9 protein-coding genes are annotated in these 12,595 nt (G+C 61.4%); 6 read left to right on the top strand and 3 right to left on the bottom strand.

What is annotated here, in order from left to right; genetic code table 11:
* Positions 1–232 precede the first annotated feature (232 nt).
* The 3 genes from gdhA to trxA all read right to left on the bottom strand — a co-directional run bounded on the left by gdhA (position 233) and on the right by trxA (position 3,385).
* Entirely contained in the window at positions 233–1,576 is a 1,344-nt protein-coding gene (gene gdhA, locus ACSBPU_RS12375; RefSeq protein ID WP_180068041.1) for an NADP-specific glutamate dehydrogenase, read from the bottom strand.
* 149 nt (positions 1,577–1,725) lie between these two features.
* Positions 1,726–2,982 (bottom strand): transcription termination factor Rho, encoded by a 1,257-nt coding sequence (gene rho / locus ACSBPU_RS12370; protein WP_180068042.1) that lies wholly within the window; start codon positions 2,980–2,982, stop codon positions 1,726–1,728.
* A 76-nt stretch (positions 2,983–3,058) separates the two neighbouring features.
* Positions 3,059–3,385, bottom strand: a complete 327-nt coding sequence (gene trxA, locus ACSBPU_RS12365; protein ID WP_180068043.1) for a thioredoxin TrxA — start codon at positions 3,383–3,385, stop codon at positions 3,059–3,061.
* 200 nt (positions 3,386–3,585) lie between these two features.
* On the opposite strand from trxA, the gene ACSBPU_RS12360 reads away from it, so the two are divergent.
* The 6 genes from ACSBPU_RS12360 to ACSBPU_RS12335 all read left to right on the top strand — a co-directional run bounded on the left by ACSBPU_RS12360 (position 3,586) and on the right by ACSBPU_RS12335 (position 12,587).
* The gene (locus ACSBPU_RS12360) at positions 3,586–5,547 is read left to right on the top strand and encodes a DNA topoisomerase IV subunit B (protein WP_442592406.1); all 1,962 of its coding nucleotides are present in this window, start codon (positions 3,586–3,588) and stop codon (positions 5,545–5,547) included.
* Positions 5,548–5,565: 18 nt separating this feature from the next.
* A complete protein-coding gene (gene parC / locus ACSBPU_RS12355) occupies positions 5,566–7,872 on the top strand; it encodes a DNA topoisomerase IV subunit A (protein WP_442592405.1) in 2,307 nt (768 codons plus the stop codon).
* Positions 7,873–7,963: 91 nt separating this feature from the next.
* On the top strand, positions 7,964–8,998 hold the full coding sequence (locus ACSBPU_RS12350; protein WP_180068046.1) for a 2Fe-2S iron-sulfur cluster-binding protein: 1,035 nt from the start codon (positions 7,964–7,966) through the stop codon (positions 8,996–8,998).
* Between the two features lie 75 nt (positions 8,999–9,073).
* Positions 9,074–10,327: a D-amino acid dehydrogenase gene (locus tag ACSBPU_RS12345; RefSeq protein ID WP_442592404.1), complete on the top strand. Its 1,254-nt coding sequence runs from the start codon at positions 9,074–9,076 to the stop codon at positions 10,325–10,327.
* A gap of 7 nt (positions 10,328–10,334) precedes the next feature.
* Positions 10,335–11,663, top strand: coding sequence for an extracellular solute-binding protein (locus ACSBPU_RS12340; RefSeq protein ID WP_442592403.1), 1,329 nt, complete (start codon positions 10,335–10,337; stop codon positions 11,661–11,663).
* A gap of 105 nt (positions 11,664–11,768) precedes the next feature.
* Positions 11,769–12,587 (top strand): TcpQ domain-containing protein, encoded by an 819-nt coding sequence (locus tag ACSBPU_RS12335; protein ID WP_442592402.1) that lies wholly within the window; start codon positions 11,769–11,771, stop codon positions 12,585–12,587.
* The last annotated feature ends 8 nt before the right edge of the window (positions 12,588–12,595 follow it).

The following is a 12,595-nucleotide window of genomic DNA, read 5'->3' as shown; positions in this document are numbered from 1 at the left end:
GAATGGGGTCTGACCCCCTGAAAAAGAACCAGCAATGCAGCAAGGGGTCAGACCCCCATTCGGGGTCTGACCCCAGAACAAGCGCCGGGACTTGCAGTGGGGTCAGACCCCGTACGGGGTCTGACCCCTTTGAAAAAGAACCAGCAATGCAGCATGGGGTCTGACCCCATTCGGGGTCAGACCCCACAAAAAAAGCCGGCGGGGTCGCCGGCTTTTCAGGAGTGGGGGTAAATCAATATACGCCTTGCTGGAGCATGGCGTCGGCCACTTTGACGAAGCCGGCGATGTTGGCACCATTGACATAGTTGACGGTTCTCCCTTCTTCGCTGCCGTGACGCACGCAATTCTCGTGGATGTCGCGCATGATGGCGTGCAGCTTGGTGTCCACTTGGTCGCGCGTCCATTGCAACCGTTGTGCGTTCTGGCTCATTTCCAGGCCCGATACCGCCACGCCGCCGGCGTTGCTGGCCTTGCCGGGCGCATACAGGATCTTGGCCTCGATGAAAGCGTCGACCGCATCCAGGCTGGTGGGCATGTTGGCGCCTTCGGCCACGCAACGCACGCCGTTCTTGATGAGGGTCCGGGCGTCTTCGAGCTCGAGTTCGTTCTGGGTGGCGCAAGGCAGCGCGACATCGACCGGCACATGCCAAGGCCGCTTGCCGGCTTCGTACACCAGATTGAAGCGCTGGGCATAGGTTTCGACCCGGCCGCGCTCTTCGTTCTTGAGGCGTATGAGTTCGTTCAGCTTTTCCTGCGTGAAGCCGGCCTTGTCCACCACGGTGCCGTGCGAATCGGAGACCGTGACGACCTTGGCGCCCAGCTGCAGGCATTTCTGTATGGCATATTGCGCCACGTTGCCCGAGCCGGACACCGACACGGTCAGGCCTTCGATCGATTGGTTCGCGTGCTTGAGCATTTCTTCCGCGAAATACACCGTGCCGTAGCCGGTGGCTTCTGGGCGGATGAGGCTGCCGCCGAAGGTCAGGCCCTTGCCGGTGAACACGCTGCTTGCCGAGTTCGACAGCTTCTTCATCATGCCCGCCATGAAACCGACCTCACGCGCACCGACGCCGATGTCGCCCGCGGGGACATCGGTGTCGGGACCGAGGTGGCGGTAGAGTTCGATCATGAGGGCTTGACAGAAGCGCATGACCTCGGCGTCGGACTTGCCCTTGGGGTCGAAGTCGGATCCGCCTTTGCCGCCGCCCATGGGCAGGGTGGTGAGGGCGTTCTTGAAGGTCTGCTCGAAAGCCAGGAACTTGAGGATGGAAAGGTTGACCGAGGGGTGGAAGCGCATGCCGCCCTTGAAGGGGCCGATGGCCGAGCTGTGCTGTATGCGGAAACCGCGATTCACTTGTACTTTGCCCTGGTCATCGACCCAGGAAATACGGAACTGGATGGCGCGCTCGGGTTCGACCAAGCGCTCCAGCAAGCCTTGATCGGCGTATTGGGGGTTACGCTCGATGAAAGGCCACAAACTATTCATTACCTCTTTGACGGCTTGCATGAACTCGGGTTGGTGCGGGTCCCGGGCGCGGATCTGGTCAAGAAATCGGTCTAGTGTAGGTAGTGTCATCGAGAAGTGCTCTGTGTTGCGTACTGAGTAAGCAGGACTCAGCGGGATTAAAGTGGCGCGCTGTGAGTCGGCATAGTTGCTTATGTCGATTACGGATGCATCACGCAAGTAAGCCTCTCGTGTGAGAGGCTTACAAGGTGTTCAGCCGCTTATTTCTTCATCATGTCGAAGAATTCGGAGTTTGTTTTGGTTGCGCGAATCTTATCCAAAATGAACTCCATGGCTTCGATTTCGTCCATGTCGTGTATGAACTTCCTGAGTACCCAGACCTTTTGTAGAAGCTCTGGCTTGATGAGCAGTTCTTCGCGGCGTGTGCCCGACTTATTGAGATTGATAGCGGGGTAGACGCGTTTTTCGGCCAGCCGGCGCTCGAGATGGACCTCGCTGTTGCCGGTGCCTTTGAATTCTTCGTAGATCACTTCATCCATGCGGCTGCCGGTTTCGACCAGGGCGGTGCCGATGATGGTGAGGGAGCCGCCTTCTTCGACGTTGCGCGCGGCGCCGAAGAAGCGCTTGGGACGCTGCAGGGCGTTGGCGTCGACGCCTCCCGTCAGGACCTTGCCCGACGCGGGAACGACCGTATTGTAGGCGCGGGCCAGCCGCGTGATGGAGTCGAGCAGGATGACGACGTCTTTTTTGAGCTCGACCAGCCGCTTGGCTTTTTCGATGACCATCTCGGCCACCTGGACGTGGCGGGTGGCGGGTTCATCGAAGGTGGAGGCGACGACCTCGCCGCGCACCGTGCGCTGCATTTCAGTGACTTCTTCCGGACGCTCGTCGACCAGCAGGACGATCATTACGGCGTCGGGATAATTGGTGGAGATGGCATGCGCGATGTGTTGCATCATCACGGTCTTGCCCGATTTGGGGCTGGCCACGATGAGGGCGCGCTGGCCTTTGCCCAGCGGCGCGAAGATGTCGAGGATGCGTCCGGTGACGTTCTCTTCGCTCTTGATGTCGCGCTCGAGTGTCATGACCTCGTCCGGATGGAGCGGCGTGAGGTTCTCGAACATGATGCGATGCTTGATGGCCTCGGGCTGCATGCCGTTGACCTTGTCGACCTTGACCAGGGCGAAATAGCGTTCGCCGTCCTTGGGCGTGCGGACTTCCCCTTCGATGGAGTCACCGGTATGCAGGTTGAAGCGGCGGATCTGGGACGGCGAGATATAGATGTCGTCGGTGCTGGCCAGATAGGAGGTATCGGGCGAGCGCAGAAAGCCGAAGCCGTCGGGCAGCACTTCAAGGACGCCATCACCGAAGATCTGCTCGCCCTGCTTGGCACGCCGCTTCATGATGGCGAACATCAGCTCCTGCTTGCGCAGACGGCTAGCGTTGTCGATTTCAAGCTCTGCGGCCATTTCCAGCAGCTTTGAAACGTGCTGTGTTTTTAATTCGGTGAGATGCATGTGAGGAGAGAAGGGGGTATTTGCAAGGTCGTGGCGAGCCAGAGTAGGCTCGCGCGCAAAACGATTTATGTCAGGATTACAGGGATTCGTCCAGGAACGCGCTCAGTTGAGACTTGGACAATGCGCCTACCTTGGTTGCAGCGGGTTTGCCGTCTTTGAACAACATCAGGGTGGGTATGCCGCGAATGCCGAACTTGGCGGCGGTTTCGGGGTTTTCATCTACATTGACCTTGGCAATAATAACACGGCCTTCATATTGCCTGGAGGCTTCATCGAGCAAAGGCGCGATCATCTTGCAGGGGCCACACCAGGCGGCCCAATAGTCGACCAGCACGGGCAGATCGGAATTGATGACGTCGGCGTCAAAGGACGCGTCGCTCACGTGTTTGATGGATTCGCTCATGATAAAAAAGAAAAAAGAAGATCGGGATCTGAAAACTATACGGGAATGCAAGCAAACCGCACAATGTATTCTATTAATTGTGAGTGATCGTTTGTTGCTGGATTCTGACAAGCATACCACTGTCGTGCCGTGTTTGGTGGGTTCGCGGACGCCCAACAATCCGTAAAATACCCCCTCTTTACAGAACATTCGAGACTAAATTGGCTATACCACGCTACGACGAAGCATCCATCCGGGTCCTGAAGGGCCTGGAGCCGGTGCGGCAACGGCCGGGCATGTACACCCGCACCGACAATCCTTTGCACATACTCCAAGAGGTCATCGACAACGCGGCCGACGAGGCACTGGCGGGATTCGGCCAGCACATCAAGGTAACGCTGCATACCGACGGAAGCGTTACGGTGGAAGACGACGGGCGGGGCATTCCCGTGGGCCTGCATCCCGAAGAAAACGCGCCGGTGGTCGAACTCGTCTTCACACGCCTGCACGCGGGCGGGAAATTCGATAAAAAGGACGGCGGCGCCTATGCGTTTTCGGGGGGGCTGCACGGCGTGGGGGTGTCGGTCACCAATGCGCTGTCCAAGCGCCTCGAGGTGCGGATCTGGCGCGACGGTGAAACGCACGAACTCGTGTTTGCGGGCGGGGAGGTGCAAGAGCCGCTGCGCATGATCGAGCCGGCGGCCCGGCGCAAGACGGGGACCCGGGTCCGCGTGTGGCCGGACCCCAGTTATTTCGATAGCGCAGCAGTGCCGCTTGCCGACCTGATACACGTCTTGCGCAGCAAGGCGGTCCTGCTCAATGACGTCAAGGTCACGCTGACCATCGAAAAGACCGGCGAAGTGCGCGAATGGCAGTATCGCGACGGCCTGCGCGGCTATCTCGAAGAGGCGCTGGACGGCGCCGAGAAGATCATTCCCATATTCGAGGGCAAGCAGTACGCCGCCGAGGACGACGAGTCCTTCGCCCTCGGTGAGGGGGCGCATTGGGCAGTGGCCTGGACGGTCGAAGGACCGGTGTTGCGGGAATCCTACGTCAATCTCATCTCCACCACCGCGGGCGGCACCCATGAATCAGGCCTGCGCGAAGGCCTGTTCAATGCGGTCAAGACGTTCGCGGAGCTGCACAGCCTCATTCCCAAAGGGATCAAGCTCCTGCCCGAAGACGTCTTTGCGCGCGCCAGCTTCGTATTGTCGGCCAAGGTGCTCGACCCGCAATTCCAAGGACAGATCAAAGAGCGCCTCAACAGCCGGGATGCGGTCCGGCTGGTCAGCGGCTTCGTCAAGAATGCGCTCGATCTCTGGCTGAGCGCGCACGTCGAATATGGCAAGAAGCTCGCCGAGACGGCGATTCGCCAGGCACAGGCGCGCGCACGTTCGCTGCAGAAAGTCGAGAAGCGCAAGAGTTCGGGGGTCGCGGTGCTGCCCGGCAAGCTCACGGATTGCGAATCCAGCGACGTGGCGCGCACCGAACTTTTCCTGGTGGAGGGCGATTCCGCCGGCGGTTCCGCCAAGATGGGGCGCGACAAGGAATTCCAGGCCGTGCTGCCTTTGCGCGGCAAGGTGCTCAATTCGTGGGAGGTCGACAGGGAGCGCCTGTTCGCCAACAACGAGATCCACGATATTTCGGTCGCGATCGGCGTGGACCCGCACGGTCCCAACGATACGCCGGACCTGTCGGGGTTGCGCTATGGGCGCATTTGCATCCTGTCGGACGCAGACGTCGATGGCTCGCATATCCAGGTGTTGTTGCTCACCTTGTTCTTCCGGCATTTTCCGAAGTTGGTCGAAGCGGGCAACGTCCACGTGGCGCGGCCACCGCTGTTTCGCGTGGATATCCCGGCGGCGGGCAAGCGGCCGGCCCGCAAGGTGTATTGCCTGGACCAGGGAGAACTCGAGGTCGTACAGGAAAAACTGCGCACCGAAGGACAGCGCGAAGGCACCTGGAGCATCAGCCGATTCAAGGGCCTGGGCGAAATGAGCGCCGAGCAGCTTTGGGACACCACCATGAATCCCGACACGCGCCGCCTGATGCAGGTGGGCTACGGCGCATTGGACGCCGCCGCAACGACCAAGATGTTCGACATGCTCATGGGCAAGGGCGAATCGGCGCACCGCCGGAACTGGCTGGAAGAAAAAGGCAATCTGGCCGAGGTCGACGTTTAACCGCTACCGAGATGGAAAATGGATAGTACACAAGCTGATTTGTTCGACCAGGACGGCGGCGATGGCGCCGGCATGACGCTGGCCCATTATGCCGAGCAGGCATACCTGGATTACGCGGTATCGGTGGTCCGGGGACGGGCACTGCCGGACGTGGCCGATGGCCAGAAGCCGGTGCAGCGGCGCATACTGTACGCCATGCAGGCCATGGGCCTGGGAGCGGGCGCCAAGCCGGTGAAATCGGCCCGCGTGGTGGGTGATGTGCTGGGCAAGTACCACCCTCATGGCGACCAGGCGGCCTATGACGCCATGGTCCGTATGGCGCAGAACTTCACCTTGCGCTACCCGCTGGTGGACGGCCACGGCAACTTCGGCTCGCGCGATGGCGACAACGCGGCGGCCATGCGTTACACCGAGGCGCGCCTCACGCCGTTTGCCCGCATCCTGCTCGACGAACTGGACGAAGGCACCGTCGATTTCGCCGCCAATTACGACGGCAGCCAAAAAGAGCCGGTCCTGTTGCCGGCGCGGCTGCCCGTCATGCTCTTGAACGGCGCGTCGGGCATCGCGGTCGGCATGGCCACCGAGATCCCTTCCCATAACCTGCGCGAGGTGGCGAGCGCCTGCGTTGCGCTCATCCGCCATCCCAAGCTGACGGATGAAGAGCTTTACGCCATGGTGCCCGGGCCCGACTACGCGGGCGGCGGCCAGATCATTTCATCGCCCGCCGACATCGCCCACATCTATGCGACCGGCCGCGGCTCCATCAAGGCGCGCGCGCGCTGGCAGTTCGAAGAGCTCGCGCGCGGCCAGTGGCAACTGGTGGTCAACGAACTGCCGCCCGGCACCTCCGCGCAAAGAATCCTGGAAGAGATCGAAGACCTGACCAATCCCAAGGTCAAGACCGGCAAGAAGAGCCTGACGTCCGAGCAGCAGCAGACCAAGGCGCTGGTGCTCGGCATGTTGGATACGGTGCGCGACGAGTCGGGCAAGGACGCGGCGGTGCGCCTGGTGTTCGAGCCCAAGACCAGCCGCATCGACCGCGACGAATTCGTGAACGTCCTGCTGGCCCAGACCGGCATGGAAGGCAATGCGCCCATCAACCTCGTGTGCCTGGGCACGGACGGCCGCCCCCGTCAGAAATCGCTGCGGCACATCCTGACGGAATGGCTGGAGTTCCGCGCGCACACCATGACACGCCGGACGGAGTACCGCCTGGACAAGGTGACGGACCGCATCCATGTGCTGGAAGGGCGCATGGTCGTCTACCTGAACGTCGATGAGGTCATCCAGACCATACGGGAATCGGACGAGCCGAAGGCTGCGCTGATGGAGCGCTTCGAACTTTCGGAAAGGCAGGCCGAAGATATTCTTGAAATGCGTTTGCGCCAATTGGCCAGGCTGGAGGGTTTCAAGATAGAGAAAGAACTGGAAGAGCGCAACAAAGAGCAGGCATCCCTGCGCGAACTGCTGGACAATCCCGCCGCGTTCAAGCGATTGATGATCAAGGAAATAGAAGCCGACGCCAAGCAGTACGGCGACGACCGCCGCACCTTGATCGAAGCGGCCGAGAGGGCGGTGCTGGAATCCAAGGTGGTCGAAGAACCGGTCACCGTGATCATGTCGCAAAAGGGCTGGTTGCGGGCGCGGCAAGGCCATGGCCATGACGCGGCGCAGTTCGGTTTCAAGACCGGCGATGCGATGTATGACGCCGTCGAGTGCCTCACCACCGATGAGCTGGTCGCCATCTCGAATACGGGACGTGTCTACACGGTCGCCGTGTCCAGCCTTCCGTCGGCCCGCGGAGACGGCCAGCCCATCACGTCCATGATCGATCTGGAGCCGGGCGCGCGCATCGTGCACATGCTCGCCGGACCGTCGGAACAGCGCTATGTGCTGGGCACGGGCTCGGGATACGGGTTCATCGCCAAGCACAAGGACCTGACGACCCGGCAGCGCGCCGGCAAGCAGTTCCTCAACCTGGAAAGCACGGATGCGCTGCTCAAGCCGCTGGCCTTGCGCAACACCGACACGCACGTGGCGATGCTGGCGCGGAAGGGCCGTTTCCTGGTCGTCGACATCCACGAGTTCAAGTCCCTGTCGGGCGGCGGGCGCGGCACCATTCTGATGGGGCTCGATGAGGGCGATGCGGTGGCGCAGTGGGTGCCCGTCGGCCCCGACGGCATTCTGGTGAGCGGCATCTACCGCGCCAAGGACACCACCTGGAGCATGGACATGGAAGCGCTGGCCGAGTACGTGGGCAAACGGGCCAGGAAAGGCAAGGCCTTGTCGCTGAAGATGAAGCAACCTACACTTTTGCGGGCGTGATGGCGGCGGCCTGCGCCGCCTTCCTTTAGCGCCATCCGGTTCCAAGCCTTAAAATGGCTTTGTTTTCAATCCATTTTCATAGTCAGACGTCATGAGTTTCAAGGTTACCGTCCAGCCCAGCAACCACGCTTTTTCGGTCGAAGACGGTCAATCCGTGCTTGATGCCGCACTCGCCGCCGGCATCGTCCTGCCGTACAGTTGCCGCAACGGGGCATGCTCCACTTGCAAAGGCAAGGTCGTGGAAGGCAGCTACGAGGCCGGCGACGGCCCGGCCCACGTGCTATCTCCGGAAGAGCTCGAACAGGGCTATACCTTGTTCTGCCAGGCCAAGCCGACTTCCGACATGCTCATCGAGGCGCGGGAGATCCGCATGGCCAGCGACATCCAGATCCGCAAGATGCCGGCGCGGGTCATGGGTATCGAGGACGCCGCCGGCGATGTCAAGATCATCAAGCTGCAGCTGCCCGCCGCCGACCCATTCCGCTACTATGCGGGGCAGTACATCGAGTTCATCCTGAAAGACGGGCGGCGGCGCAGTTATTCCATGGCCACCATTCCCAACGAAAGCAATCTCGTCGAACTGCATATCCGGCATACGCCCGGCGGCGTGTTCACCGATCATGTCTTCGGCGCGGGCGCCACACAGATGAAGCTGCGCGAGATCCTGCGCGTCGAGGGACCTTTGGGGTCATTTTTCCTGCGCGAGGAAAGCGACCGGCCCATCGTGTTCCTGGCCAGCGGAACCGGCTTCGCGCCCATCAAGGCCATCGTCGAACGCATGATAGAAACGGGCAGCACGCGCAAGGCGGTCCTGTACTGGGGAGGCCGCCGCCCGGCGGACCTCTACATGGACTCGCTGGCGCGGGAATGGGAAAAGACCATGCCGGACTTCTCCTACATCCCCGTCGTCTCGGATGCCTTGCCCGAAGACAACTGGAGCGGCCGCGTCGGCTTCGTGCACCAAGCCGTGCTGCAAGACCTTCCGGATCTCTCCGGCCACCAGGTCTATGCCTGTGGCGCGCCTATCGTGGTCGAAAGCGCGAGGCGCGATTTCGTGAAGCTGGCGGGCCTGCCCGAAGACGAGTTCTACGCGGACGCCTTTACGACCGAGGCGGACATCGCCTAGCCTGGTGCTCATGCGCCTGGCGGGATTCTCGGCAGGCGGCGCCAAGCAATCCAAACAGCATCAGAGGAAAGCGCAATGAGAGTAGCCGTACTGGGTAGCGGAATCATCGGGACATCGACGGCCTGGTGGCTCAGGCAGAATGGCCATGAGGTCGTCGTCATCGACCGCGAAAACGGCCCGGGCCAGGAAACCAGCCGCGCCAACGGGGGGCAGATTTCGGTGTCGTATTCCGAGCCCTGGGCCAATCCTCAGGTCGTCAGAAAGCTGGCGCGCTGGCTCTTCAAGGACGACTCGCCCATCGTCTTCAAGCCCCAGTTCGATCCGCGGCAATGGTGGTGGGGCCTGCTCTTCCTGCGCGAATGCCTGCCCTCAAGGCTGGCACCGAATATACGCGCCATGGTCCGCATGTCCGAATACAGCCGCCGGACCTTGCAGGAAATGCGCCGCGAGCTGGGCATCCAGTACGATCACCTCGAACGTGGCATCCTGAATTTCTACCGGGACAAGGCCGAGTTCGATTTTTCTCAGGAAATGGCCGGCGTGATGCGTGATTTCGGCGTGGACAGGCGCATCGTCAGCACCGAAGAGATTATCCGGCTCGAGCCGGCACTCGCCGGCATGCGCGACCGCATCGTCGGTGGCGACTACACGGCCGAGGACGAAACGGGAGACGTCTACCTGTTTACCCGTGCGCTGGCTGAAAAAGCCGCGGCCGCCGGTGTCGAATTCCGCTATGCCACCCAGCTCAGCCGTTTCCTGTCGATGGGCGGCCGCATCCAGGGTGCCGAGGTCATCAACTCAGAGGGTCTTTACGAAGTCGTGCAGGCCGATGCCTATGTGGCGGCCCTGGGTGCCTATACCCCCAATTTCGTGGCGCCGTTGGGAATTTCCTGCAATGTGTATCCGGCCAAGGGCTATTCAGCGACTTTCAATATCCTCGATCCCGACCGCGCGCCCATGGTCAGCCTCACGGACAGCGCGAACAAGGTGGTGTATTCCAGGCTGGGCAATACGCTGCGCATGGCCGGCACGGCGGAACTGGGAGGCTATTCCCGCGCGCTGAATACCGCGCGTTGCGATAATATGACGCTGATGGCCCGGGAATTGTTCCCAAGCGTGCTCGATTTTGATAACGTACGCTACTGGTCTGGTTTGCGTCCCGCAACGCCGTCCAATGTCCCTCTCATCGGCCGGACGAAAATCCAGAACCTGTATCTCAATACCGGGCACGGCACATTGGGCTGGACCATGGGCGCAGGCTCCGGTCGCGCTTTGGCCGATCTTGTCTCCGGCCGCCGGCCCGAACCCGAGTTTCCTTTTCTAGGTTAATTGCTTTATGAAATTTCAGTGGCTATTTGGCGCATCGGATCCGATGCGCAAGCTTGCGTGGGTGAGCGCCGGATCATTGCTGGCAACATCCATGGCCGTATCCGCCGCGACCGAGGTTCGGGTCTGGCATTCCCTCAGCCCGTACAACAAGGCCGTCTTCGAGGATCTGGTCAAGGATTTCAACCGCAGCCAGAATGAAGTCGACGTAAAACTGAAGGCCTTCGACAGCGAAGACGCGATCGAGTCCGCTCTTGCCGCAGCCAAGAAGCGCGACGACAGGCCGCAACTGGTGCAACTGGACGACGACCGCGCACCCGAGCAGATCGCCAGCCGTTCATACATACAGCCGCTGCACGTCCTGCTGGCCAAGTATCCCATCAAGGACGGCAAGTGGTTTCTTTCCGAGGAAAACACATTCGCGCGCGATGGCAAAGGCCGTCTGGTGGCCTTTCCATACATGGTCGATGTTCCGGTCATGTTCTACAACATCGAATCGTTCAAGAAGGCCAAGCTGACGCCGGCCGCGCCTCAACGCGCCTGGAGCAGCCTGCAGGATCAACTCGTCTCGCTGGCCAACAATGGCTCGCGCAAATGCCCGCTGACTTCCGACCAGCCGGTATCCATCAATCTCGAGAACCTGGCCGCCGTCAACAATCAGCTGTACACCAGCAACGACAACGGCCTGAAAGGCAAGCCGGCCTTCCTGTTCGACGTGATGTACATCCGGCATCTGTCGCTCATGATCAGCTGGGTGCGCACCGAGCTCATGGTCAAGCCGGAGTTCGGCTCCGTTGCCGCCAAGCGCTTCGCCAACAACGAATGCGCCGTGCTGTTCTCGACTTCCAGCAACCTGGGCTGGTTCAAGGACACGAAAAAGCTGAATTTCTCCGTCAGCGGGCTGCCTTATTATCCCCAGGTAACCGATAAGCCGGGCAACCCGTTCGTGGGCGGTTCGGCTTTGTGGGTGACGGCGGGCCATTCCAAGGAAAGCGATGCGAGCAGTGCCCGCTTCCTGGGCTGGCTGGCCGAACCCAAGCAGGCTGCCCAGTGGTATCAAAAGACGGGCTTCCTGCCGCTGACGCAGCAGGCCTTCGCCCAGACCGACAAGTCCTACTACAAGGACCTGGGCGAATGGCAGTCGCTGGTTGCGGTCAACGCGCGCAGCCCCGGCAATCGTGGCCGCGGTTTCCGCATCGATAACTATCCGCAGATCCACGCCATGTTCCATCGCACGCTGGAACAGGCGCTGAATGGCCAGCAACCCGCCGTGACGGCGCTCAAGACCGCCGCTGCGGAAGCCGGGAAGATGATGTCGAGCAAATCGCAGCAGCGATAAAAGGTTCTATTCGTACATCTCGGTCTGGCGGCACCTGCCGCAAGAAAGCAAGATAGCCCGTACTGCAATCCGCAGCACGGGCTATCTTGTTTTTGGGTGACCGCCATGTCCAGAATTTTTGCGATATTTCTTGCCTGCGCAACGCTTGCCGCCTGCACGCCCTCCATGCGGTGGCCCTGGCCGGCGCCCGCATCGCAAACGGCGCCCACGCAGGGTGCACGGTATAGTTTTGCCTGGCGCCTGTCGGGCGACCGCGCGGTCGCGCCGCTGCAAGTCTTCGATGACGGCCGGCAGACCTGGCTGCAGTTTTCCGAGTCGCAAGCCGTACCCGCCATCTTCGCGCGTGGCGCCAAAGGCGACCAACTGCTGTCTTACGCACGGCAAGGGCCTTACGTCGTCCTGCCAGGCGTCTGGCCTGAACTTATCCTGCGGGGCGGTTCGCTGGTCGGTCACGTCCGCCGCGAAGCCCCCGCACAAGCGGCCGGCCAGCAGGAACCTCCGGGCAGTGTCTCCTCCGATCCGGCTCCTGTGTCCGTCTCGCAGGCCATCGAAGCCCCTGATCCGATTCCGACCGAAGCGCAGACGGCCGCCCTGACGGCCCAAAGCTTCCCCGATCCCGAATCGCAAGCGCCATCGTTCTTTCAGGCCGGCCCGCAAGACCGCACCATGCGGGCCGCCCTCGACCGCTGGGCAAGAAGCGCGGGCTGGACTTTCGAGCCCGAGCATTGGGTGGTCGACGTCGACATTCCACTGGCGGGTTCGGCCCGTTTCGAGCCGGAGTTCAAGTCCGCGGTGCGCGAACTGCTCGCTTCGACCGAGCTTGGCGAAAGGCCGCTGCAGCCTTGCTTCTACTCCAACAGGGTGCTGCGCATCGTGCCTTATGCCCAGCCGTGCGACCGCAGCGTCGGCGGGAGAACATCATGATGTCCATG

The sequence above is a fragment of the Parapusillimonas sp. JC17 genome, from assembly GCF_052180245.1.
Lineage (GTDB): Bacteria > Pseudomonadota > Gammaproteobacteria > Burkholderiales > Burkholderiaceae_B > Parapusillimonas.
The sequence above is the reverse complement of the archived record's forward strand: the minus strand, read 5'-3'. Positions and strand labels throughout refer to the sequence as shown.

What these genes read in the sequence shown, in the direction of transcription:
- gdhA (WP_180068041.1), bottom strand. Translation starts at nt 1,576, where the DNA reads ATGACACTACCTACACTAGACCGATTTCTTGACCAGATCCGCGCCCGG.
- rho (WP_180068042.1), bottom strand. Translation starts at nt 2,982, where the DNA reads ATGCATCTCACCGAATTAAAAACACAGCACGTTTCAAAGCTGCTGGAA.
- trxA (WP_180068043.1), bottom strand. Translation starts at nt 3,385, where the DNA reads ATGAGCGAATCCATCAAACACGTGAGCGACGCGTCCTTTGACGCCGAC.
- parC (WP_442592405.1), top strand. Translation starts at nt 5,566, where the DNA reads ATGGATAGTACACAAGCTGATTTGTTCGACCAGGACGGCGGCGATGGC.
- ACSBPU_RS12350 (WP_180068046.1), top strand. Translation starts at nt 7,964, where the DNA reads ATGAGTTTCAAGGTTACCGTCCAGCCCAGCAACCACGCTTTTTCGGTC.
- ACSBPU_RS12345 (WP_442592404.1), top strand. Translation starts at nt 9,074, where the DNA reads ATGAGAGTAGCCGTACTGGGTAGCGGAATCATCGGGACATCGACGGCC.
- ACSBPU_RS12340 (WP_442592403.1), top strand. Translation starts at nt 10,335, where the DNA reads ATGAAATTTCAGTGGCTATTTGGCGCATCGGATCCGATGCGCAAGCTT.
- ACSBPU_RS12335 (WP_442592402.1), top strand. Translation starts at nt 11,769, where the DNA reads ATGTCCAGAATTTTTGCGATATTTCTTGCCTGCGCAACGCTTGCCGCC.